Here is a 21,893-nt window from a genome sequence, read left to right as displayed (position 1 = left end):
GAACCGCCCTCATGCTTGAAAAACTGGAATCCGATTTCCCCGAGCACCAGCCGCGCCCCGCGGGCGCGCCGCAGGCGCTGGCCGGCATCAAGGTGGTGGACTTCACCCACTTCATCGCCGGCCCCTTCGCCACCATGATCCTGGCCGACATGGGCGCCGACGTGATCAAGATCGAGGCGCCCGGGCGCGGCGACGACTTCCGCCAGTACCCGCCGGTGCATCCCGAGCTCGCGCAGGGCGCGCCCTTCCTCTGGTCGAACCGCAACAAGCGCAGCGTGGCACTGGACCTGAAGACGCCCGAGGGCCTGGAGGTGGCGCGCGCCCTGATCGCGAGCGCCGACGTCGTGGTCGAGAACTTCTCCACCGGCGTGATGGAGCGCTTCGGGCTCGACTACGAGAGCTGCCGCAAGGCCAATCCCGAGCTCGTCTACTGCTCGGTGTCGGCCTACGGCCGCGAGGGCGCCTTCGCCGACCGCCTGGGCTTCGATCCGATCGCGCAGGCCGAGAGCGGCTTCGTCTCGATGAACGGCTATGCCGACCGCCAGGGCGTGCGCGCGCTGTCGCCGGTGATGGACATCAGCACCGCGATGATGGCGGCCAACGCGATCCTCGGCGCGCTGGTGGCGCGCGAGCGCACCGGCCGCGGCCAGGCGGTGGAGGTGGCGCTGTTCGACAACGCGGTGCTGATGACCGGCTATGCGACGCTGCAGCACGTGTTCAGCGGCGCCGAGCCGCAGCGCCACGGCAACACCAGCCCCGACACCTGCCCCTCGGGCGTGTTCGAGGCCCAGGACGGCTCGTTCTACATCAACTGCGGCAACAACAAGATCTTCCAGCGCCTGATGACGCAGGTGCTCGAGCGGCCCGATGTGGCTGCGGACCCGGCCTATGCCAGCGGCCGCGAGCGCTCGCAGCGGCGCGAGGTGCTGTTCGCGCTGCTCGGCGAGGCTTTCGCGAAGCAGCCCTGGTCGCACTGGCAGTCGCGCATGCGCGCGGCCGGCGTGCCCTGCGGCCAGGTGCGCTCGGTCGGCGAGGCCATCCGCTCGCCCGAGGCGCGCGAGCGCCGGCTGGTGACGCGCATCCCGCATCCGCAGGTGGGCTGGGTGCCGAACATGGCGCTGCCGATCCGCTACTCGCGCACGCCGATCGCCGACCCGGTGGCCGCGCCCACGGTCGGACAGCACACGCAGGAGGTGCTGCGCGAGGCGCTGGGCTACGACGAGCAGCGCTTCGCGGCGCTCGCGCGCGCCGGCGCCTTCGGCCCGCCCGCCGAACGGCACGAACCCGCCGGCACGCCGGCATGACCAACCGCACGCTGCGCGGCCGGGTCGCCGTGGTCGGCATCGGCGAGACCGCTTACTACCGCCACGGCCAGTCGCCCGACGCGGAGTTCAAGCTCGCGCTCAAGGCCATCCTTGCCGCCTGCGCCGACGCGGGCCTCGATCCGCGCGAGATCGACGGCTTCGCCTCGTACAGCGACGACCGCAGCGAGGCCTCGCGGCTGGCGGCCGCGCTGGGCATCCACCGCCTGCGCTCGGCCACCATGCAGTGGGGCGGCGGTGGCGGCGGCTGCGCGGCGGCGGTGGCCAATGGCGCGGCCGCCATCGCGGCCGGGCTGGCCGACTGCGTGGTCGTGTTCCGCGCGCTCGCGCAGGGCCAGCACGGGCGCTTCGGGCAGGTCGGCGGCATCGACACCATCTCCGGCGAGAAGGCCTACCTCATGCCCCACGGCGTGCTCTCGCCGCCGCAGCGCTTCGCGATGCGCGTGCGCCGCTTCATGCACGAGCACGGCGTGCGGCAGGAGGCGCTGCGCGCCATCGCGCTCGCCTCCTACCACCATGCGCAGGCCAATCCGCGCGCCGTGATGCACGGCAAGCCGCTCGACGCCGCGAAGTACGACGCCTCGCGCTGGATCGCCGAGCCCTTCCACCTGTACGACTGCTGCATGGAGAACGACGGCGCCGCCGCCATCGTGCTGGTGGCGGCCGAGCGCGCGAAGGACTTCGCGCACAAGCCCGCCTACCTGCTCGGCGCGGCCTCGGGCTCGGGCTTTCGCGCCGGCGCCCATCCGCACAATGCGCCGCGCTATGCGAGCGCGGGCTTCGACACCGTGGCCCCCGACCTCTATGCCATGGCCGGCATCGCGCCGGCCGACGTGGGCGTGGTGCAGAGTTACGAGAACTTCACCGGCGGCGTGGCGATGGCATTGGCCGAGCACGGCTTCTTCGAACCCGGCGAGGCCAACGACTTCCTCACGCTCGAGAACCTCGTCGCCCCCACGGGCCGGCTGCCGCTCAACACCAGTGGCGGCAACCTCGCCGAGTGCTACATGCACGGCTTCGAGCTGGTGCTCGAGGCGGTGCGCCAGGTGCGCGGCAGCTCGACCAGCCAGGCGGCGCGCAGCGACGTGGCGCTGGTGATCGGCGGCCCCATGGTCACGCCCGCGAGCGACCTGCTGCTGGGATCGGAGAACGTGCTGTGAACGACACGAACGACGCGAACGACGAGAAGCGCTACCTGCCCGCGGGCCTGCCGATCCCCGTGTCGGAGCCCGACGGATTGTCGGAACCCTATTGGCAAGGCCTGCGCGAGAGCGTCCTGCGCGTGCAGCGCTGCACCCACTGCGGCACCTGGCAGTTCGGCCCCGAGTGGATCTGCCACCGCTGCCATGCCTTCGATCCCGCCTGGGTGGAAGTCGCGCCGCGCGGCCGCATCTACAGCTGGGAGCGCGTCTGGCATCCGGCGCACGCGGCGCTCAAGGAGCATGGCGCCTACCTCGTGGTGCTGGTCGAGCTGCCCGGGGCCGGCAAGGTGCGCATGGTCGGCAACCTGCTCGGCGATCCGATGCAGGCAGTGGAGATCGGTGCCGAGGTCGAGGGCGTGTTCGAACACCATCCGGATGCGCAGCCGCCGTACGCGCTGCTGCAGTGGCGGCGTGCCTGAGTCCGCGCGCACCCGCGCTCAGGAGGCGGACACCTGCGACCTGCTCGTGATCGGCGCCGGCGCGGGCGGCATGAGCGCCGCGCTCGCGGGCGCGCTCATGGGCCTCGACGTGGTGCTGTGCGAGGCCGGCGAACAGGTCGGCGGCACCACCGCCACCTCGGCCGGCACGCTGTGGGTGCCCGGCAATGCGCAGGGCGCGGCGGCGGGCTTCGCCGACTCGGCCGCCGAGGCAGCGCGCTATCTCGACGCGATCCTCGGCGAGGACGATCCGCGCGGGCTGCGCGCCGCCTATCTCGCGAGTGCTCCCGAGGCGATCGCCTTCCTCGAAGCGCATTCGGAACTGCGCTTCGCCTCGGCCGGCCGCCACCCCGACTACCTCGCGCTGCCCGGCGCGGCCGTGGCGGGCCGCGCTCTCTCGCCGCTGCCCTTCGACGGCCGGCGGCTGGGCCGCGACTTCGAACGCATCCGCGCACCGATGCCGGAGTTCATGGTGCTCGGCGGCATGATGGCCAACAAGGCCGACGTGCAGGCCCTGGCCTACCGCTGGCGCAGCGTCGCGAACTTCCGCCATGTCGCGCGGCTGGTGCTGCGCCATGCGCGCGACCGGCTCACGCATGCGCGCGGCACGCGCCTGGTGCTGGGCAATGCGCTCGTCGCGCGGCTGTACTTCAGCCTGCGCCAGGCCGGCGTGCCGGTGCGATTCGGCATGCGGCTGCGGCAACTCGATATCTCGGCGGGCCGCGTCACCGGCGGCGTGTTCGAACACGAGGGATCGACGCGGCGCATCGCGAGCCGCCTCGGCGTGGTGCTCGCTACCGGCGGTGTCGGCCATCATGCGGCGTTGCGCGTCCAGCTGGCGCCGGCCAGCGTGTCGCCGCGCACGCTGCGACCGCAGTCCTTCGAAGGCAACCGCGGCGAGGGCCTCGATGCCGCGCTGCGCGCCGGGGCCCGGCTCGAACGCCATCGGGGCGACTTCTTCTGGCAGCCCGTTTCGCTGGCACCGCGCGCCGGCGGTGAACCCGGGCTCTTTCCGCACCTGTACCTCGACCGCGCCAAGCCCGGGCTGATCGCCGTCGATGCCGACGGGCGCCGCTTCGTCGACGAGAGCGCCTCGTACCACCACTTCGTCGAAGCCCTGCTCGCGCGCATGCGCCCCGGCGCATCGACGCCGCCGGCCTGGCTGGTCTGCGACGCGGCCTTCGTGCGCGCCTACGGCCTCGGCACGATCCCGCCCGGCACGCGCGCGAGCGCGCTGCGGCGGCACGAGGCATCGGGCTATCTCGTGCTCGCGCACGACATCGACGCACTGGCCACACGGCTGGGCATCGATGCGCGCACGCTCGCCGCCACCATCGCGCGCCACAACCGCCATGCCGAAGCCGGCGAGGACCCGGACTTCGGCAAAGGCGGCACCGAGCTCGGCCGCTTCAACGGCGATGCGGCGCATGCACCGAACCCCTGCCTCGGCCCGATCGCGCACGCGCCGTTCTGCGCGCTGGCGGTCTGGCCCGGCGAAGCCGCATCGAGCTCGGGTCTCGCCACCGATGCCGACGGGGCCGTGCTCGACACGGACGGGCGGCCCATCGCGGGCCTCTACGCCTGCGGCAACGACATGGCCTCGATCATGCGCGGCGCCTATCCGGGCCCGGGCATCACGCTCGGGCCCGCGATCGTGTTCGGCTGGCGCATCGCGCGGCATGCGGCACGACGCAACCCCCACACACCTTCCTCCCCACGATGAATCCCACCTCCACTCCCCGCGAGGCCAGCGGCCCGCTCGCCGGCCTGCGCGTGATCGAATTCGCCGGCCTCGGGCCCGCGCCCTTCGCCTGCATGCTGCTGTCGGACATGGGCGCCGACGTGATCACCATCGACCGCCCCGCGCGCCGACTCGGCGACCGCAGCGACATCACGGGCCGCGGCCGCACCGTGGTGCTGGCCGACCTCAAGGACCCCGGCTCGCGCGAGGAGGTGCTGGGCCTGCTGGCGCGCGCCGACGTGCTGGTCGAGGGCTTCCGGCCCGGCGTGATGGAGCGCCTGGGCCTGGGCCCCGACGAGGTTCTGCGGCGCAATCCGCGGCTGGTCTACGGGCGCATGACGGGCTGGGGCCAGCACGGCCCGCTCGCGCAGGCAGCGGGCCACGACATCAACTACATCGCGCTGACCGGCGCGCTGCATGCCATCGGCTCGGCCGGCGGCGCGCCGGTGCCGCCGCTGAACCTCGTGGGCGACTACGGCGGCGGCAGCCTCTACCTCGTCGTCGGCCTCCTGGCCGCGCTGCTCGAAAGCCGGCGCTCGGGACAGGGCCAGGTGGTCGACGCGGCCATCGTCGACGGCGTGAACTCGCTGATGAGCCTGTTCGCCACCAGCGCGATGCGCGGCACCTTCCGCGAGGAACGCGGCACCAACGCGCTCGACGGCGGCGCGCCCTACTACGGCAGCTACGCCACCGGCGACGGCCGCCATGTCTGCATCGGGCCGATCGAGCCGCAGTTCTTCGCCGAACTGTGCGAGCGCCTGGGCGTCGACCCCGCGCTGCGCGACGCGCAGCACGACCGCGCGCGCTGGCCCGCGCTGCGCGCCGAGTTCGAGCGGCTGTTCCGCACGCGCAGCCGCGACGAATGGACCGCGCTGTTCGACGGCAGCGATGCCTGCGTCGCGCCCGTGCTCGCGCTGAGCGAGGCGCCCGCCCATCCTCACCAAAGTGCGCGCGAAGCCTTCGTCGATGTGGAAGGCGTGCGGCAGCCGGCACCGGCGCCGCGTTTCTCGCGCACGCCTTCGCGAATCCAGGGGCCGGCGGCGCGCGAGGCGACGCCGGCTGCGGAGGTACTGGCGCGCTGGGACTGAGCGGGCCGTCGGCGCTTCAGCCCTCGCCGAGCCAGGCGAGCAGGTCCGCCACCGGATCGATCACCTGCCGCATGCCGGCATCGCGCAGCCCCGCGGCAAGCGCCAGACCGACCACGCCGACCACGAAGACCGGCTGCCGTCCGCCGAAGGCCTCGCAGCGCTCGCGCAGCGCATCCAGCGCGATCTCGGGCTGCGCGGCGATGACGGCCGGCGCGAGATCGATCACCTGCCAGCCGTCGATCGTGCCCGCATGGCCGGTCGCCTCGAAGGCGGCCTCGTAGAGCGCCGTCATGCCGCGGTCGAAGGTCACGATGTCGAGCCGGTGGCCGAGCTTGCGGTGCAGCGCCAGCACGCTGCGCGTGAAACCATGGGCCGCATCGCCGAAGCGCTCGCGCACGATCTCGTAGCCCGTGTCGACCGACGACATCGCCACCACCCGGTCGAAGCCCTCGCTCAGGCCCGGCAGCGCGCGCGCCAGCGCCGCCTCGGCCCGCGCGTTGTCGGCGGCGGAGCCGATGATCCGTGGCGCCGCCTCGACCTCGGCGATGGCCCAGCACCCGGACGGCCAGCCGCCACGCGCGATGTGGCGCCGCAGCGTGGCCGTGATCTCGCGGCTCGAGTTCGGATTGAGAAACAGCGTCCTCGCCGTCATGGCGTGGCCGGAAAGCGATGCCGCCAGAACTGCGCGATGTCGCGCCGCCGGCAGAACCAGACATCGGGGAATTCGGAGGCCGCGAGCAGGAACTCGCGCAGCGCCTCCGTGCGCCCGGGCCGCCCGGCCAGGCGCAGGTGCAGGCCGATCGACATCATCGACGCCTGCCGGCGGCCCTCGCGCCGCAGGCAGGCGAGCGTGCGCCGCAGGTGGTCGGTGAAGTCGTCGGGCGTGTCGAAGCCCGGCGCCGAGGCGAAGCGCATGTCGTTGCAGTCGAAGCTGTAGGGCAGCACCAGGTGCGGCTTGTCGCCGACCCGCGTCCAGTACGGCAGGTCGTCGTTGTAGGCATCCGAGTCGTACTGCAGTCCCTGCTCGACGGCGAGCGCGCGCGTGCGCGGGCTCACGCGGCCCGTGTACCAGCCGACCGGGCGTTCGCCGCACAGGCGCTCGAGCACGTCGAGCGAACGAACCATGTGCGCGCGCTCGGTCGCCTCGGGCACCTCGTCGTAGTCGATCCATCGCGCGCCGTGCGAGACCACCTCGTGTCCGGCCTCGACGATCGATCGCGCGGCCTCGGGATGCTTCTCGAGCGCGCCCGACACCGCGAAGTAGGTGGCCGGCACCCGGCATTCGGCGAGCAGGTCGAGGATGCGCCAATGGCCGGCCCGGCTGCCGTATTCGTAGTGCGACTCCACCACCAGGTTGCGGCGCCCGGCGCGCGCCGTCGCGCCCGACACGTCGCTGTTGAGCACCTCCGAAAAGGTATCGCCCTCGAGCACGCAGTTCTCCGCGCCCTCCTCGTAGTTGACGACCACGCTGAGCGCGACGCGGCGCCCGCCCGGCCATTCGAAGTCCGGACGCACGCGCCCGTAGCCGATGAAGTCGCGCACCGCCTCGCTCATCGCTGCACCTTCGCCTTCGCCACGCACACCCCGATCAGCAGCAGGCCGAGGGTGCAGTAGATCGAGATCGACAGCGGGCTGTCGAAACGGTCGAGCAGCCAGACGCAGATGCTGGGCGCGAGCGCGCCGCCGAACACGCCCGCGAGCTGGAAGCCCAGCGATGCGCCCGTGCACCGCACCCTGGACTCGAACATGTCGGGGATGAAGGCCGCGAGCGGCGCCCACAGCGAAGCCTGGCAGACCATGCCGATCACCGAGGCCAGCACCACCAGCGAGGGATTGCGCGTCTCCAGCAGCGGAAAGTACGCGAACGACCAGACGATCGAGGCGGCCACGCCGAGCAGCAACATCGGCTTGCGGCCGAAGCGGTCGGACAGCGCGCCGAACAGCGGGATCGCGACCACGCCGACCGCGGCGCCCCACAGCACGGCGTTCAAGGCCACCTGCCGCGGCAGGCCGAGCCGGTTCGGCACGTAGATCAGGAGCAGCAGCGAGAACACGTACCAGATGACGCCCTCGCCGGCGCGTACCCCGATCGCCAGCAGCACCTGGCGCCAGTGCTTGCGCAGCGTCTCGGCCAGCGGCGCCTCGGCCTTGTGGGCGCTCTTCTCGAGGCTCCTGAAGACCGGGGATTCCTCGATCGTGCGGCGGATGAAATAGCCGATGCCGACGAGCAGGATGCTCGCGAGGAAGGGCACGCGCCAGCCCCAGTCCATGAACTGCGCGTCGGTGGTGACCGTGTTCATGAAGCCGAACATCGCATTGGCGATCAGCACGCCGATCGGGCTCGCGACCTGCACCAGGCTGCCGTAGAAGCCGCGGCGGCGCCCGCTGGCATCGAACTCGTTGACCATCAGCGCCGCCCCGCCCCACTCGCCGCCCAGCGCGAGCCCTTGGGCGAAGCGCAGCAGCGCCAGCAGCAGCGGCGCGAGCAGCCCGACGTGCTCGTAGGTCGGCAGCAGCCCGATCAGGAAGGTCGACAGGCCCATGACCAGCAAGGTCGAGACCAGCACGAAGCGCCGCCCGAGCTTGTCGCCCAGCGAGCCGAAGATCGCGGCGCCCACCGGCCGCGCGACGAAGGCGATGCCGTACGACAGCAGCGACAGGATGGTCGCGACGAAGGGATCGGTCTGCGGGAAGAACAGCTTCGGAAACACCAGCGCCGCCGCCGTGCCGAAGACGAAGTGGTCGTAGAACTCCAGCGTGGTGCCGACCAGGCTCGCGGCGGCGACGCGCCGCGGGCTGGTCGAGGATGCGGGCCGGTCTTCGGCGCGCGGGGCCGTGTTCGCCGTGGCGGATGTCGTCATGGGGATGCTCCTGATCGATGGACGGCGCCATTGCAGCACCGGCTCAATGCTTGGACAATCAGAATGATCCGAACGATTATTCGCCAAATATGAATATTACGCTGCGCCAGATCCGCGCCTTCCTCGCGGTGGCCGAGGTCGGTGCCTTCGCCCGCGCGGCCGAGCGCATGCACCTGTCGCCCTCCGCGTTGTCCACGCTGGTCAAGGAACTCGAGGAGCAGATCGGCCTGCGGCTGTTCTACCGCAGCACGCGCGTGGTCCAGCTCACCGAGGCGGGCGCCGAGTTCCTGCCGCTGGCGCGCAAGGCGCTCGAGGACCTCGAGGCCGCGGTCGCCGGATCGCGCGCGCTGGCCGAGGTCAAGCGCGGCCGGGTCACGGTGGCCGCCTCCATCGTGATCGCCGCCACGCTGCTGCCCTGGGTGATCCAGTCGTTCCAGCAGCGCCATCCGGGTATCCAGTGCATCCTCAAGGACGGCTTCGAGGAGACCATCCGCGACCAGGTGCGCCGCGGCGAGGTCGACCTCGGCGTCGGTACGCTGGTCGAAGGCGAGCCGGGGCTGACGGAGGTCACGCTCTACCAGGACCATCTGGTGGCGCTGGTGCCCGATGGCCATCCGCTCGCGGAGCGCGGCGCCGTCACCTGGCGCGAGCTGGCCAGGCATCCGCTGATCAGCCTGTCCGACCAGAGCCCGTCGCGCGCACTGGCCGACGCGGCCTTCGATTCGGTCGGCCTGCGGCCGGTGCCCGCGCATGTCGCGACCTTCTCCTCCACGCTGATCAGCATGGTGGCCGCGGGCATGGGCGTGGCTGCGCTGCCGGTCAACGTGCGCCAGCTCTCGCGCCGCACCGGCGTGCAGACGCGGATGCTGGTGCGGCCGACGGTCAAGCGGAACATGGGCGTCTATTCGCGCAGCGACGCGGAGCTGACGCCGGCGGCGAACGCCTTCCTGAAGCACATGCAGGCGTTCGTGAAATCGAAGGGGAGCCTGCCGAACGAGGCGGCCGAAGTCGCCGCGCATTGAAGCCGCATCGAGGAGCGAAAGACGTTTCCGCTGTGTCAATCTGTTCCAGGCCGTTGACGCCCGCGCAACCCCCTCGCTACATTCGTTCGACCCCTCCCCAGAGCACACCCATTGCACGGCCCCCTCCCCTACGTCCTCGCAGCCATCGCCATCGCGGTCCTCGCGGGCGACCTGGCCGCAACGGTCGTGGTGCTGCGCAGCGATTTCTACTCGGGGCCGCAGCGCGCATGGCAGCTGGCCCTGGTATGGCTCATTCCCATCGTCGGCGCCGCCTGCTGCCTGAGCTTCGCCGCCATCCACAGGCGCGCGATCCCCAAGCCTTCCGAGGCATTCCCCGGTTCCGATATCTACAACCTGCCCGGTGGTGAAGCCAACTCTCTCTGAACCGGTGCGGCGCCTTGCCGGTGCCGCCCTTCTGCTCGCGATGTTCGCCTGTCCGGCAGCGCTGGCGCAGACGCCTTCGCGCGACCTCCCGCCGTCAATCGGGCCCGACCACAGCGCATCGCTGACGGTGGACGACTTCCTGCGCGGCGCGCAGGTGCTCGGCGAGGTCGGTCCCGAGCGCGCGGAGCAGAACGCCGACTACGTGGCGGCGATCCGCGGGCTGGCGAACATCGGCGACAACTACCGCACCGACGTGCTCAAAGCCAGGGCCGCGGGCACCACGATCGACAGCTGCCCCGGCAAGTCCGCGAAGGTCACCACCGACACGCTGATCCCCTTCCTGCTGCACCTGCCGCCCGAGCAGCGGACGATGCCGATGGAGCAGGCGTTCCGGCTGCACATGCGCGAGCTCTACCCATGCCCCGCCAAGGGCGCCGCGCGGTAGCCGCCAGCTCGCTCGATCGAGCGCCTATTCGGGCTTGATCCCCTGCTCGCGCACCACGCGCGTGAACTGCACGATCTCCTGCGAGACCAGCTTGTCGAGCGCCTCGGGCGAGCCGCCAATCACGCGCCCGGCCTGGGTTTCCATGCGTGCCTTGACCTCGTTGTCGGCCAGGGCCGCGAGCGTGGCCTGGTGCAGCTTGTCGACCACGGCCTGCGGCGTGCCGTGCGGCACGAAGGTGCCGATCCAGGTGTCGGATTCGTAGCCCGGTACCGACTCCGCGATGGTCTGCACCTCGGGCAGCAGCGGCGAGCGCTCCTTCGAGGTCACGGCGATCGCCTTGAGCTTGCCGCTGCGGATGTGCGGCAGCGCGCCGCTCAGGGTGCCGAACACCGCGGGCACCTGGTTGCCCACCACGTCCGCGATCGCCGGTCCCGCGCCGCGGTAGGGAATGTGCTGCAGCGAGAGCTTGCCCATCGACTGCAGCAGCCCGCCCGCGAAGTGGCCCGGCGATCCGATGCCGCCGGTCGCGTACTGACGGTACCGCGGATCGCGCTGGCCCAGCGCGATCCACTCCTTGAGATTGCTGGCCGGCACCGAGGGATGGACCGCGAGCACCTGCGGCAGCGCGCCGATCAGCGTGACACCGCGCAGGTCGCGCTCGGTGTTGAAGGGCAGCGAGGGGTACAGGGCCTGGTTGATGCTGTGCGAGGAGACGGTGAACAGCACCGTGTAGCCGTCGGGCGCGGCCTTCGCGACGTAGTCGGTGGCGATCGATCCGCCGGCGCCCGGCTTGTTCTCCACGATGACCGTCTGGCCGAGCTTCTCGCTCATCTTGGCGTTGAGCGAGCGCGCGATGGTGTCGGAGCCGCCACCCGGCGCGAAGGTCACGATCAGGCGCACCGGCTGGCGCGCGGGATAGTCGGGCTGCGCGCCCGCCAGCAGGGGCATGGCGATCAGCGCCCAGGATACGAGCCGTGTGGCCCTGAGGATGTTCATGGTGTCTCCGTCGATTTGTGCAGTCGACTGTAGGGACGGCCTCCCGAACTGAACACTACGAAATCCTGCTACCGGTATAGCGCCGAGCGATGGCGCCACGCACGCTCAGTTTCCGGCCACCAGTCGGGCCCCGTCCCAGCGGCGGGAGCGCACCAGCTCGCGCACCACGCTCACGATCAGTGCGTGCACGCAGGCGGCGGCGGGCTGCAACCGGTTCAGGCGCGAATGCGCGAGCGTCGCGTGGCGCACGATCTGTGGCTCGATCGGGGTCTGGCGCAGCAGCTGCGCGGCCGCATGCCAGGCCAGCGCCGAGTGCGGGATCATGGTGCCCGCGCCGCCTTGCGCGACCATCGCCAGCACGGTGTGGATCGAGCTCGCCTCGGCCTTGATCCGCGGCGCCACGCCCGCCTCGGCGAAGGCACGGTCGACCAGGTCGCGCAAGGTGGTGACCTGCGTGGTGAGCATCAGCGGCACGCTGGCCACCGTCGGCAGGTCGATGCTGCGGCCCGCGCGCACCAGCGGCTTGCGGCGCGGCTGCACGAAGTACAGCGGCTCGTCCACCAGCGGCACCGCCTCGATGCCGGGCAGCGCCACGTCGTCGACCAGCACGCTGAGCTCGACGCGCTCGTTGATCAGGTGGGCCGCGAGGAAGGTGCTGGGGCTCTCGTAGACCTCGAGCACGATCTGCGGATGGCGCTCCTCGAGCGCGGCGATCAGCGGCCCGACCAGCACCATCGCGATGCTCGACGGCAGCCCGAGCCGCACGCGGCCGCTCAGGCCCGCGTCCGACGCCTTCACCACGTTCTTCGTGTCGCCCGCGAGCTTGAGGATCTGCTGCGCGTGGCGGTACAGCGCCTGTCCCGCATCGGTCGGCGTGACGCCCTTGACGCTGCGCTGCAGCAGCTGGGTGCCGAGCTCTTCCTCGAGCTGGGTCATCTGCTGGCTCAGCGCGGGCTGGACGATGTGGACCAGCGCCGCCGCGCGCGAAAGAGAGCCGCTGTCGACGATCGCGACGAAGTAGCGCAGCTGGCGAATTTCCATGGCGCAAGTCCGTGATGGCTGCCTCGGCGCGCGCGGCCGGGGCGATGGAGGGAACGGGGACCGGTACGGCGAATTCAGCCGGGGCCGTGACCGTGCTGGCGCACGACACCGTCGGCGAGCCAGGCATCGATCCGCTCGCGACCATAGCCGAAATCCCGCAGCACCTCGACCGTGTGTTCCCCGAGCAGCGGCGGCGGCAGCCGCACGCTGCCGTCGCGCAAGCCGTCGATGCGCACCGGGTTGCCGACCTGCCGCATGGGCCCGATGACGGGATGGGTGAATTCCTCGACCAGCCCGCAGTGCTTCACCTGCGGATCGGCGAACACATCGGCGATGTCGTTGATCGGCCCCGCCGGAATGCCCAGCGCGACCATCTGCGCGGTCCAGGCCGCGCGCGGCTGCGTGCGCAGGCGTTCCTCGAGCAGCTCCTTGAGCGCGATGCGGTGCTGCATGCGCGCCGCGTTGTTGACGAAGCGCGGATCCGACAGCAGCGCCTCCAGGCCGAGCAGCCGCGCGATCTTCACCCATTGCTCCTGCGTGGCGCCGCCGATGTTCAGCGGCCCGTCCTGCGCCTCGAACACGCCGTACGGCGCGATCACCGGATGCACGTTGCCCACCGGCGCCGGCACCTCGCCGAGCGACAGGTAACGCTGCCCCTGCACGCTGAGCAGCCCGACCAGGCTCGCCAGCAGCGAGGTCTCGACCTTCTGGCCTTGGCCGCTGGCCTGGCGCTGGATCACCGCCGCCAGGATGCCCATGGCGGTCCACATGCCGGAGGTGAGATCGCCGATCGCCACGCCCACGCGCTGCGGGCCGGACTCGGGCGTGCCCGTGAAGCTCATGAAGCCCGAGAAGCCCTGCGCGATCTGGTCGAAGCCCGGCCAGTGGCCCTTGGGGCCGTCGCTGCCGAAGCCGGTGATGCTGCCGTGGATCAGCCCGGGGTTCAGCGCCATGAGCTCGGCCTGGCCCATGCCCATCTGCGCCATCACGCCGGCGCGGAAGTTCTCCACCAGGATGTCGGCCTTCGCTGCCATCTCGCGCACGATCGCCAGGCCCTCGGGGTGGCGGAAGTCCAGCGCCACGCTCTTCTTGTTGCGGTTGCCCGAGAGGTAGTAGACGCTGGTGTCCTCGGCGAACGGACCCCACTGCCGCACCATGTCGCCGTGCGGCGCCGGCTCGATCTTCACGACCTCGGCGCCGAAGTCGCCGAGGATCATCGAGCAGAACGGGCCGGACAGCGCGCGCGAGAGGTCGAGCACGCGGAGGCCCGCGAGGGGCAGCGCTTGGGTCATGAGAGGTCTTTCTTGAGGGGCGATCGGCAAGGCGCCGGCCGGCGTGCTAGCGGCCGACGAATTCGGGACGGGTCTTCTCGCGAAAGGCGCGCAGTCCCGTGCGGTAGTCCTGCGTGTCCGCGAAGGCATAGCTCGCCAGGCGTTCTTCCCGCGTCACGGGACTCGGGTCTTCCATCAGGCGGCGCAGCTGCCGCTTGAGCGCGCGAACCGCCAGCGGTGCGCTCTGCGCGATGGCGTCGGCGGCCGCCTGGGCGCGCCGCTCGACATCCGCATCGTCCACCACGTCGGTCAGCAGGCCCTTGGCCCACGCGGTCTGCGCATCGAGCATGCGGCCCTCGAACAGCAGCTCGGCCGTGAGCGCGGGACCGGCGAGCCGGTAGAGCCATTCCATCTCGCCGAGCGCGAGCGGAAAGCCCAGCAGCCGGATCGGGATGCCGAGGCGGGCGCCGCGGCCCGCGATGCGCAGGTCGCAGACCGAGGCGATCTCCAGGCCGCCGCCCGCGCAGGCGCCCTCGATCAGCGCGATCACCGGCACGGGCAGGTCGTGGATGGCGCGCAGGGCACCTGACACGCACTGCTCGTGGAACTCCGTCACCTGCTCGCGCGTGGCACGCACCTGCTCGAACTCCGAGATGTCGGCGCCGGCCGCGAAATTGCCCGCCGCACCGCGCAGCACCACGCAGCGCAGCGTCTCGCTCTGCCGCAGGTCGGCGAACACCGCCTGCAATGCCTCCCACATCGCCACCGTCAGCGCATTGCGCCGGCCGGGGTTCTCGATGGTGACCGTGGCGATGAAGCCCGATTGCGACAGCCCGATGCGGCCAGGGGCGCGAAGGCCTTGTTCTTCATTCATGTGGCACGGATCCTAGGGTCCGTGCGCGGCGCCGAAAACTACAAGGTATTGATACCACCATAGGTTTTTCTGATGGCATCGTCGTCCAGCACGCGCGGGCCGGCTACGGGCGGCGCCGCGCCATGAACGCCACCACCTCGCCCATGATCCCCTTGCGGAAGGCCAGCACGCACACCACGAAGATCAGGCCCGTGACCATGGTCACCGACTCGCCCAGCGTGTTGAACCACTCGATGGTGGTGATTCGCGCGAGCAGGCTGCCGAACTCGCCGAGCTTGTTCTCCAGCAGCACGACCACGGCCGATCCCACCAGCGGGCCCGACAGCGTGCCGAGCCCGCCCACCAGCGTCATCAGCACGACCTGGCCCGACGCGGTCCAGTGCACGTCGGACAAGGTGGCGAAGCCCAGCACCAGCGTCTTGAGCGAACCCGCGAGGCCCGACAGCGCCGCCGAGATCACGAAGGCCAGCAGCTTGAAGCGGCTGACGTCGTAGCCCAGCGAGAGCGCGCGCGGCTCGTTCTCCTTGATGCCCTTGAGCACCTGGCCGAACGGCGAATGGACGGTGCGCACGATCAGCAGGAAGGCCAGCACGAACACGGCGAGCGCGACGTAGTACATCGTGAGGTCGTTGCTCAGGTCGAGCAGGCCGAACAGCTTGCCGCGCGGCACGCCCTGCAGGCCGTCTTCGCCGCCTGTGAACCTCGCCTGCAGCGCCACGAAGAACATCATCTGCGCCAAGGCCAGCGTGATCATCGCGAAGTAGATGCCCTGGCGGCGGATCGCCAGCGCGCCGAAGACCCAGCCGAGCAAGGCGCCGGTGAGCGTGCCCGCGAGCAGGCCGAGCTCGGGCGTCAGGCCCCAGGCCTTCATGGCCTGGCCCGCGACATAGGCCGAGCAGCCCAGGAATGCCGCGTGCCCGAAGGACAGCAGGCCGGCGAAGCCCAGCAACAGGTTGAAGGCGGCCGCGAACAGCGCGAAGCACAACAGCTTCATCACGAACACCGGATAGGCGCCGAGGAAAGGCGCGAGCAGCAGCCCGGCGAGCAGCAGCGGATAGAGGACGAGAGAAATCTTCTTCATGACCGCGGACTCACTTTTCTTTGCCGAACAGGCCGGCCGGGCGCACCAGCAGCACGATGACCATGATCACGAACACGACCGAGGACGAGGCCTCCGGGTAGAACACCTTGGTGAGCCCTTCGATCACGCCCAGGCCCAGGCCGGTGAGGATGGCGCCCATGATCGAGCCCATGCCGCCGATCACGACGACGGCGAACACCACGATGATGAGGTTCTGTCCCATCAGCGGCGAGACCTGCATCACCGGCGCGGCCAGCACGCCCGCGAAGGCGGCCAGGCCGCAGCCGAAGGCATAGGTCAGCGTGATCATCAGCGGCACGTTGACGCCGAAGGCCTCGACCAGCCGCGGGTTCTCGGTGCCCGCGCGCAGGTAGGCGCCCAGCCGCGTCTTCTCGATCGCATACCAGGTGGCGAAGCACACGGCGAGCGAGGCCACGACCACCCAGGCGCGGTAGTTGGGCAGCACCATGAAGCCCAGATCGCTGGCGCTGGCCAGTGCCGCGGGCGTGTCGTAGCTCAGGCCCGAGACGCCGTAGACCGAGCGGAACGCGCCTTCGATCAGCAGCGTGAGGCCCAGGGTGAGCAACAGGCCGTAGAGGTGGTCGAGCTTGTAGATCCAGCGCAGGAACAGGCGCTCGATCAGCACGCCGAGCAGGCCGACAACCAGCGGCGCCACGGCGAGCATCGCCCAGTAGCCGATGCCCAGGTAGCTCATCGCCATCCAGCTGAACACCGCGCCCACCATGAACAGCGCGCCATGCGCGAAGTTGATGACGTTGAGCAGCCCGAAGATCACCGCGAGCCCGAGGCTCAGGATCGCGTAGAACGACCCGTTGACCAGCCCCAGCAGCAATTGGCTCAGCAGGGCCTGCACGGGAAAACCAAAGACAGTCGTCATCGCCTCAGACTCCCAGCAATTCGTTGAGCACGGGCATCCTGGCTTCGAGCTCGTCGGCGCCGAACTTCAGGACGATGCGGCCGTGCTCCATCACATAGAAGCGATCGGCCAGCGGCGCCGCGAAGCGGAAGTTCTGCTCCACCATCACGATGGTGTAGCCCTTGGAGCGCAAGGTCGTGATCATTCGCGCCAGCGCCTGCACGATCACCGGCGCCAGGCCTTCGGAGATCTCGTCGAGCAAGAGCAGCTTGGCGCCCGTGCGCAGGATGCGCGCGACCGCCAGCATCTGCTGCTCCCCGCCTGACAGCCGCGTGCCCTGGCTGTGGCGACGCTCCGCCAGGTTCGGGAACATCGCGTAGATCTCGTCGACCGACATGCCCTGCCCCGCGCCCTTGAGCTCGGGCGGCAGCATCAGGTTCTCCTCGCACGACAGGCTCGCGAAGATGCCGCGCTCCTCGGGGCAGTAGCCGATGCCCAGGTGCGCGATGCGGTGCGTGGGCATCGCGATCGTCTCCTTGCCATTGACCTCGATGCTGCCCTTGCGCGCGCCGGTCAGGCCCATGATCGCGCGCAGCGTGGTCGTGCGGCCCGCGCCATTGCGGCCCAGCAAGGTGACGACCTCGCCCGGCTGCACGACCATGTCGACGCCATGCAGCACATGCGATTCGCCGTACCAGGCCTGCAGGCCCTTGATCTCGAGTGCGGCGGTCATCAGTTAGCCCCTTGCAGTTGGCCGTCCGTGGTGCCCATGTAGGCCTCCATGACCTGCGGGTTCTTCGAGACTTCCGCGTAGGGTCCCTCGGCCAATACCGCGCCACGCTGCAGCACGGTGATGGTGTCGGCGATGGTCGAGACCACGCTCATGTTGTGCTCGACCATCAGGATGGTGCGGCCCGCCGACACGCGCTTGATCAGCTCGGCCACGCGGTGCACGTCCTCATGGCCCATGCCCTGCGTGGGTTCGTCCAGCAGCATCAGCTCGGGCTCCATCGCGAGCGTGGTCGCGATCTCGAGCGCGCGCTTGCGGCCGTAGGGCAGGTTCACGGTCTGCTCTTCGGCGAGTTCTTCGAGGCCCACCTCGGCGAGCAGCTCGCGCGCCCTGGTGTTGAGCGGCTCGAGCGACTTCTCGCTCTTCCAGAAGTGATACGAGGTGCCCAGGCGGCGCTGCAGCCCCAGGCGCACGTTCTCCAGCAGCGTGAGGTGCGGGAACACGGCCGAAATCTGGAACGAGCGGATGATGCCGCGCCGCGCGATCTGCGCGGGGCGCTCGCCCGTGATGTCCTGGCCGTTGAAGAGAATCGTGCCGCTGGTGGGCTCGAGGAACTTCGTGAGCAGGTTGAAGCAGGTGGTCTTGCCCGCGCCGTTGGGTCCGATCAGCGCGTGGATCGAGCCGCGCACCACCGACAGGTCGACCTTGCTGACCGCGGTGAAACCCTTGAATTCCTTGGTGAGCTGGCGTGTTTCGAGAATGATGTCCGTGCGATACGACATGGAGAGGAGAGTGGGAGCAAAGGAAAAAGCCGCGCGGCGGCGGCACGGCTTCGGCGCTGATCAGCTCTTCGGCATCAGGTGGCAGGCGCCGGGCTTCGTCGGCGCATAGGCCTGCTCGCCCGGGATCTTCGAGACCACCTTGTAGTAGTCCCACGGCTGCTTCGATTCGCTGCGCTTCTTGACCTGCATCAGGTACATGTCGTGCACCATCGCGCCATCCGCGCGGATGTAGCCCTGCGCGAACATGTCGTCGATCTTGAGCGACTTGAGCGCGGCCATCACCTTGTCGGCGTCGGTGCTCTGCGCCGCTTCCACCGCCTTCAGGTAGCTCAGCGTGGCCGAGTAGTCGCCGGCCTGGAAGGTGGTGGGCATCTTCTTGTGCTTCTCGTAGAAGCGGGTCGCGAAGGCGCGCGACTTGTCGTTGAGGTCCCAGTACCAGCCATCGGTCAGGTACATGCCGCTGGTGGTGTCGAGGCCCAGGCTGTGCACGTCGGTGATGAACACCATGAGGCCCGCGAGGCGCATCTTGCTGCTGATGCCGAACTCCTTGGCCGTCTTGATCGAGGTGATGAGGTCGCTGCCGCCGTTGGCGAGGCCGACCACCTGCGCGCCCGATGCCTGCGCCTGCGTCAGGTAGGACGAGAAGTCGCTCGCGTTCAGCGGATGGCGCACGCTGCCCTTCACGGTGCCGCCGCTGGCCTGCACCACGTCGATGCTGGCCTTCTCGAGCGAGTAGCCGAAGGCATAGTCCGCGGTCACGAAATACCAGCTCTTGCCGCCCTGCTCCACCATGGCCGTCGCCGTGCCGCGCGCCTGGGCCGAGGTGCTGTAGGTGTAGCGCACGAGGTAGGGCTGGCAGGCCTCTTCCGTCAGGCTGTCGGCGCCCGCGCCGGCGGAGATGAAGACCTTCTTCTTTTCCTTGGAGATGTTGCTGATCGCCAGCGACGCCGAGGAGTTGGACCCCGCGATGACCAGCTCGACCTTGTCCTGGTCCCACCACTGGCGCGCCTTGTTGGCCGCGATGTCGGCCTTGTTCTGGTGATCGGCGGACAGCACCTCGATCGGCCGGCCCAGCACCTTGCCGCCGAAATCCGCGACGGCCATGCGGACCGCGTCGAGGCCGCCGGCGCCGTCGAAGTCGGAGTACGGCCCCGACATGTCGGTGACGAAGCCGATCTTGAAGCGATCGGGCGCGGCTTGCGCGCTGGCGTTCTGGATCCAGGGCAGTCCCGCGAGGACCGCCAGGGCGATGGCATGCATTCTCATTGTTTGTCTCCTGGGCAACCGATGCTTCGGCTGCGCTTTCTTGTTGATCGGGAGGCAAGAGATCGAGCCTCTTGCCGGACTCGTTTCGCTCGAAAACCTTGACCCTCGTCAGGCGGCCTTCCAGCCCGCGGGCACCCGTGCGCGCTCGATCCTCGCGAGGTCGCAGACCGCATCGGCGATGCCCGAGAAATCGATCTTTCCGTACTCGCTGGCGCGCGCCAGGCTGAACGATTCGAAGACCGCGGCGGCCACGGGCATCGGCACCCTGGCCGCGTGGGCCGCGCCCATCACCAGCGCCATGTCCTTGTGCGCGAGGTCGATCGTGAAGCCCGGCGTGGTGTCGCCCACCAGCACCTTGTTCGGGAAGTTCAGGCGCAACTGCCCGTTGGTCGCCGAGGTGCCGTAGAGCACCTGCAGGGTGCGCGTGATGTCGAGCCCGAAGCGCTGCGACAGCGCAAGCGCCTCGGCGTTGACCTGGCACAGCGTGACCGCGACGTAGTTGTTGACCAGCTTGGTCCGGCCGCCCGTGCCGACGTCGCCGCAGTGGTAGACGGTCGAGCCCATGACATCGAGCAGCGGCCGCACGCGGGCGAAGTCCTCCTCGGTCGCGCCGACCATGAACAGCGATTCGCCGCGGTCCGCGTGTTCGGCCAGGCGGCCCACGGGCGCGTCGACCACGGACTGCCCGGCCGTGCGAGCCGCCGCGGCCAGCCGGTCGGTGGCCAGCGGATCGATGGTGCTCATGTCGAGCAGGATGTTGCCCTTGCGCGCGTTGGCGAAGATACCCTCCGCGCCCAGGGCCACCTGCTCCACTTCGGTCGAGCTGGGCAGCATCGTCGCGACGATCGAACACTCGCGCGCGATCTGCGCGATGCTCTGCGCGCTCGCCGCGCCGGCATCGACCAGCTCGTTGACCGCCGCGGCGTTCAGGTCGTGGACCACCAGCGGGTAGCCCTTTTTTCGAAGGTTCAGGGCCATGGACTTGCCCATGCGCCCGAGCCCGATGAAGCCGATTTTTTCCATTCGATGTCTCCGGTGGTTCCTGGTATCAATGCCCGATGTAGGCGGTCTTGGTCAGCGTGTAGAAATCGGCGGCGTAGCTCCCCTGCTCGCGCGGGCCGAAGCTCGAGCCCTTGGTGCCGCCGAAGGGCACGTGGTAGTCGAGGCCGGCAGTCGGCAGGTTGACCATGGCCAGTCCGCTCTTCACGTTCAGGCGGAAGTGGGTCGCGTGCTTGTGGGACTGCGTGCAGATCCCGGCCGAGAGGCCGTATTCGGTGTCGTTGGCCAGCGCGAGCGCTTCCTCGTAGCCGCGCGCGCGGATCACCGTGGCGAACGGGCCGAACACCTCCTCGCGGTTGATGCGCATGTCGTTGCGGGTGTCGACGAACAGCGTGGGCGCCATGAAGAATCCGGGCGTCGAACGCTCGAGCACGTTGCCGCCTTCGATGAGCCGCGCGCCCTCGTCCTTGCCGACCGCGATGTAGCGCTGGACCATGTCGAGCTGGCGCTGGTTGATCACCGGACCGATGTCGGTACCCGCCGCCAGGGCGTGGCCCACCTGCACCTCGCGCATGCGTGCACGCAGGGCCTCGACGAAGCGGTCGTGGATGCCGTCGGTGACGATCAGCCGGCTGGAGGCAGTGCAGCGCTGGCCGGCCGAGAAGAAGGCGCCGTTCAGCGCGCACTCCACCGCCTGCGCCAGGTCGGCGTCGTCGAGCACGACGAGCGGGTTCTTCCCGCCCATCTCGAGCTGAACGCGCACCATCCTCGCGACCGCGGCCTGGGCCAGCTTGCGGCCGGTGGCGACGCTGCCCGTGAAGCTCAGCGCATCGACGCCTTCGACGATGGCCGCGCCCGCGACCGCGCCATGGCCATTCACCAGGTTGGCGACGCCCGCAGGCAGGCCGTTGCGCTCGAGCACGCGGAAGAGTTCGCTAGCCACCGCGGGCGTCTCTTCGGAGGGCTTGAGCAGCAGCGTGTTGCCGAAGGCCAGCGCGGGCGCGATCTTCCAGGCAGCGATGGCGATGGGGAAGTTCCACGGCGTGATCAGGCCCACCACGCCGATCGGCTCGCGGCTGGTCTGCACGCCGATGTTCGGCCGCACCGACGGGAGGTTCTCGCCGCCGTAGCGCACGGCCTCGCCGGCGAAGAAGCCGAAGATCTGGCTGGCGCGCGTGACTTCGCCGATGCCTTCGGCGCGCGTCTTGCCGGCTTCCCGCGAGACCAGTTCGCCGATCTCCTCACGGCGCGCGAAGAGCTCGTGCGCCGTGCGTTGCAGCAGGTCGCTGCGGACCTGCGTGGTCGTTGCCGCCCAGGCCGGCTGGGCGGCGCGCGCGGCCGCCACGGCCTGGCGGACCTGTGCCGCGTCGGCTAGCGCGAACCGGCCCACCACGTCGTGGGTGTCCGACGGGTTGATGCTGGCGATCGATTCCTGGCCGGCGATCCATTCGCCGCCGATGAGGTTCTTCTGAAT

At 70.0% G+C, this 21,893-nt stretch carries 22 protein-coding genes; 8 read left to right on the top strand and 14 right to left on the bottom strand.

Features of this window, described 5'->3' with window-relative positions:
• Positions 1–11: 11 nt before the first annotated feature.
• The 5 genes from AC1HIL_RS40820 to AC1HIL_RS40800 are packed head-to-tail and all read left to right on the top strand — an operon-like array spanning position 12 to position 5,790.
• Positions 12–1,304 carry a CaiB/BaiF CoA transferase family protein gene (locus AC1HIL_RS40820; protein ID WP_479669303.1) on the top strand — a complete coding sequence of 431 codons (1,293 nt, stop codon included), beginning with the start codon at positions 12–14 and terminating at the stop codon, positions 1,302–1,304.
• Entirely contained in the window at positions 1,301–2,482 is a 1,182-nt protein-coding gene (locus tag AC1HIL_RS40815; RefSeq protein WP_479669304.1) for a thiolase C-terminal domain-containing protein, read from the top strand. The genes AC1HIL_RS40820 and AC1HIL_RS40815 overlap by 4 nt, the downstream gene beginning before the upstream one ends.
• Positions 2,479–2,943 (top strand): Zn-ribbon domain-containing OB-fold protein, encoded by a 465-nt coding sequence (locus AC1HIL_RS40810; RefSeq protein ID WP_479669305.1) that lies wholly within the window; start codon positions 2,479–2,481, stop codon positions 2,941–2,943. The genes AC1HIL_RS40815 and AC1HIL_RS40810 overlap by 4 nt, the downstream gene beginning before the upstream one ends.
• Positions 2,936–4,684, top strand: coding sequence for an FAD-dependent oxidoreductase (locus tag AC1HIL_RS40805; RefSeq protein WP_479669306.1), 1,749 nt, complete (start codon positions 2,936–2,938; stop codon positions 4,682–4,684). The genes AC1HIL_RS40810 and AC1HIL_RS40805 overlap by 8 nt, the downstream gene beginning before the upstream one ends.
• On the top strand, positions 4,681–5,790 hold the full coding sequence (locus tag AC1HIL_RS40800) for a CaiB/BaiF CoA transferase family protein (protein ID WP_479669307.1): 1,110 nt from the start codon (positions 4,681–4,683) through the stop codon (positions 5,788–5,790). Before AC1HIL_RS40805 ends, AC1HIL_RS40800 begins: the two co-directional genes overlap by 4 nt.
• A gap of 16 nt (positions 5,791–5,806) precedes the next feature.
• On the opposite strand, the gene AC1HIL_RS40795 is transcribed toward AC1HIL_RS40800, so the two are convergent.
• Genes AC1HIL_RS40795 through AC1HIL_RS40785 form a run of 3 tightly spaced genes read right to left on the bottom strand, consistent with a single transcriptional unit; the run spans position 5,807 to position 8,651 of the window.
• Positions 5,807–6,442, bottom strand: coding sequence for an aspartate/glutamate racemase family protein (locus AC1HIL_RS40795; protein ID WP_057595739.1), 636 nt, complete (start codon positions 6,440–6,442; stop codon positions 5,807–5,809).
• Positions 6,439–7,344 (bottom strand): polysaccharide deacetylase family protein, encoded by a 906-nt coding sequence (locus AC1HIL_RS40790; RefSeq protein ID WP_057595740.1) that lies wholly within the window; start codon positions 7,342–7,344, stop codon positions 6,439–6,441. Before AC1HIL_RS40790 ends, AC1HIL_RS40795 begins: the two co-directional genes overlap by 4 nt.
• The gene (locus tag AC1HIL_RS40785) at positions 7,341–8,651 is read right to left on the bottom strand and encodes an MFS transporter (protein ID WP_057595741.1); all 1,311 of its coding nucleotides are present in this window, start codon (positions 8,649–8,651) and stop codon (positions 7,341–7,343) included. Before AC1HIL_RS40785 ends, AC1HIL_RS40790 begins: the two co-directional genes overlap by 4 nt.
• An 89-nt stretch (positions 8,652–8,740) precedes the next feature.
• On the opposite strand from AC1HIL_RS40785, the gene AC1HIL_RS40780 reads away from it, so the two are divergent.
• The 3 genes from AC1HIL_RS40780 to AC1HIL_RS40770 all read left to right on the top strand — a co-directional run bounded on the left by AC1HIL_RS40780 (position 8,741) and on the right by AC1HIL_RS40770 (position 10,502).
• Positions 8,741–9,673: a LysR family transcriptional regulator gene (locus tag AC1HIL_RS40780; RefSeq protein ID WP_479669308.1), complete on the top strand. Its 933-nt coding sequence runs from the start codon at positions 8,741–8,743 to the stop codon at positions 9,671–9,673.
• Positions 9,674–9,784: 111 nt separating this feature from the next.
• Entirely contained in the window at positions 9,785–10,057 is a 273-nt protein-coding gene (locus AC1HIL_RS40775) for a hypothetical protein (protein ID WP_479669309.1), read from the top strand.
• A 127-nt stretch (positions 10,058–10,184) separates the two neighbouring features.
• Positions 10,185–10,502 carry a hypothetical protein gene (locus AC1HIL_RS40770; protein ID WP_479672818.1) on the top strand — a complete coding sequence of 106 codons (318 nt, stop codon included), beginning with the start codon at positions 10,185–10,187 and terminating at the stop codon, positions 10,500–10,502.
• 24 nt (positions 10,503–10,526) lie between these two features.
• Here AC1HIL_RS40770 and AC1HIL_RS40765 read toward each other — a convergent pair whose 3' ends face one another.
• The 11 genes from AC1HIL_RS40765 to AC1HIL_RS40715 all read right to left on the bottom strand — a co-directional run bounded on the left by AC1HIL_RS40765 (position 10,527) and on the right by AC1HIL_RS40715 (position 21,893).
• Entirely contained in the window at positions 10,527–11,498 is a 972-nt protein-coding gene (locus AC1HIL_RS40765; protein WP_261214301.1) for a tripartite tricarboxylate transporter substrate binding protein, read from the bottom strand.
• 105 nt (positions 11,499–11,603) lie between these two features.
• A complete protein-coding gene (locus AC1HIL_RS40760; RefSeq protein ID WP_479669311.1) occupies positions 11,604–12,539 on the bottom strand; it encodes a LysR substrate-binding domain-containing protein in 936 nt (311 codons plus the stop codon).
• Positions 12,540–12,613: 74 nt separating this feature from the next.
• A complete protein-coding gene (locus AC1HIL_RS40755; protein ID WP_479669312.1) occupies positions 12,614–13,831 on the bottom strand; it encodes a CaiB/BaiF CoA transferase family protein in 1,218 nt (405 codons plus the stop codon).
• Between the two features lie 46 nt (positions 13,832–13,877).
• A complete protein-coding gene (locus AC1HIL_RS40750) occupies positions 13,878–14,684 on the bottom strand; it encodes an enoyl-CoA hydratase-related protein (protein ID WP_479669314.1) in 807 nt (268 codons plus the stop codon).
• Positions 14,685–14,787: 103 nt separating this feature from the next.
• Positions 14,788–15,765, bottom strand: a complete 978-nt coding sequence (locus tag AC1HIL_RS40745) for a branched-chain amino acid ABC transporter permease (RefSeq protein WP_479669315.1) — start codon at positions 15,763–15,765, stop codon at positions 14,788–14,790.
• Positions 15,766–15,775: 10 nt separating this feature from the next.
• Positions 15,776–16,663 (bottom strand): branched-chain amino acid ABC transporter permease, encoded by an 888-nt coding sequence (locus AC1HIL_RS40740; protein ID WP_057595750.1) that lies wholly within the window; start codon positions 16,661–16,663, stop codon positions 15,776–15,778.
• 4 nt (positions 16,664–16,667) lie between these two features.
• Entirely contained in the window at positions 16,668–17,375 is a 708-nt protein-coding gene (locus AC1HIL_RS40735) for an ABC transporter ATP-binding protein (protein ID WP_479669316.1), read from the bottom strand.
• On the bottom strand, positions 17,375–18,154 hold the full coding sequence (locus AC1HIL_RS40730; RefSeq protein WP_479669317.1) for an ABC transporter ATP-binding protein: 780 nt from the start codon (positions 18,152–18,154) through the stop codon (positions 17,375–17,377). The genes AC1HIL_RS40735 and AC1HIL_RS40730 overlap by 1 nt, the downstream gene beginning before the upstream one ends.
• Before the next feature lie 60 nt (positions 18,155–18,214).
• Positions 18,215–19,420 (bottom strand): ABC transporter substrate-binding protein, encoded by a 1,206-nt coding sequence (locus AC1HIL_RS40725; RefSeq protein WP_296736690.1) that lies wholly within the window; start codon positions 19,418–19,420, stop codon positions 18,215–18,217.
• Between the two features lie 108 nt (positions 19,421–19,528).
• On the bottom strand, positions 19,529–20,473 hold the full coding sequence (locus AC1HIL_RS40720; protein ID WP_412179720.1) for an NAD(P)-dependent oxidoreductase: 945 nt from the start codon (positions 20,471–20,473) through the stop codon (positions 19,529–19,531).
• The gene (locus AC1HIL_RS40715; protein ID WP_216087460.1) at positions 20,469–21,893 is read right to left on the bottom strand and encodes an aldehyde dehydrogenase family protein; all 1,425 of its coding nucleotides are present in this window, start codon (positions 21,891–21,893) and stop codon (positions 20,469–20,471) included. Before AC1HIL_RS40715 ends, AC1HIL_RS40720 begins: the two co-directional genes overlap by 5 nt.

The sequence above is a fragment of the Variovorax sp. ISS6 genome, from assembly GCF_056523145.1.
This window is presented reverse-complemented; position numbering and strand designations above follow the sequence as displayed.

Bases quoted from the DNA above. Each gene is read 5' to 3' on its own strand.
- AC1HIL_RS40820 (WP_479669303.1), top strand. From the start codon at position 12: ATGCTTGAAAAACTGGAATCCGATTTCCCCGAGCACCAGCCGCGCCCC.
- AC1HIL_RS40815 (WP_479669304.1), top strand. From the start codon at position 1,301: ATGACCAACCGCACGCTGCGCGGCCGGGTCGCCGTGGTCGGCATCGGC.
- AC1HIL_RS40800 (WP_479669307.1), top strand. From the start codon at position 4,681: ATGAATCCCACCTCCACTCCCCGCGAGGCCAGCGGCCCGCTCGCCGGC.
- AC1HIL_RS40795 (WP_057595739.1), bottom strand. From the start codon at position 6,442: ATGACGGCGAGGACGCTGTTTCTCAATCCGAACTCGAGCCGCGAGATC.
- AC1HIL_RS40790 (WP_057595740.1), bottom strand. From the start codon at position 7,344: ATGAGCGAGGCGGTGCGCGACTTCATCGGCTACGGGCGCGTGCGTCCG.
- AC1HIL_RS40785 (WP_057595741.1), bottom strand. From the start codon at position 8,651: ATGACGACATCCGCCACGGCGAACACGGCCCCGCGCGCCGAAGACCGG.
- AC1HIL_RS40780 (WP_479669308.1), top strand. From the start codon at position 8,741: ATGAATATTACGCTGCGCCAGATCCGCGCCTTCCTCGCGGTGGCCGAG.
- AC1HIL_RS40765 (WP_261214301.1), bottom strand. From the start codon at position 11,498: ATGAACATCCTCAGGGCCACACGGCTCGTATCCTGGGCGCTGATCGCC.
- AC1HIL_RS40760 (WP_479669311.1), bottom strand. From the start codon at position 12,539: ATGGAAATTCGCCAGCTGCGCTACTTCGTCGCGATCGTCGACAGCGGC.
- AC1HIL_RS40755 (WP_479669312.1), bottom strand. From the start codon at position 13,831: ATGACCCAAGCGCTGCCCCTCGCGGGCCTCCGCGTGCTCGACCTCTCG.
- AC1HIL_RS40750 (WP_479669314.1), bottom strand. From the start codon at position 14,684: ATGAATGAAGAACAAGGCCTTCGCGCCCCTGGCCGCATCGGGCTGTCG.
- AC1HIL_RS40745 (WP_479669315.1), bottom strand. From the start codon at position 15,765: ATGAAGAAGATTTCTCTCGTCCTCTATCCGCTGCTGCTCGCCGGGCTG.
- AC1HIL_RS40740 (WP_057595750.1), bottom strand. From the start codon at position 16,663: ATGACGACTGTCTTTGGTTTTCCCGTGCAGGCCCTGCTGAGCCAATTG.
- AC1HIL_RS40735 (WP_479669316.1), bottom strand. From the start codon at position 17,375: ATGACCGCCGCACTCGAGATCAAGGGCCTGCAGGCCTGGTACGGCGAA.
- AC1HIL_RS40730 (WP_479669317.1), bottom strand. From the start codon at position 18,154: ATGTCGTATCGCACGGACATCATTCTCGAAACACGCCAGCTCACCAAG.
- AC1HIL_RS40725 (WP_296736690.1), bottom strand. From the start codon at position 19,420: ATGAGAATGCATGCCATCGCCCTGGCGGTCCTCGCGGGACTGCCCTGG.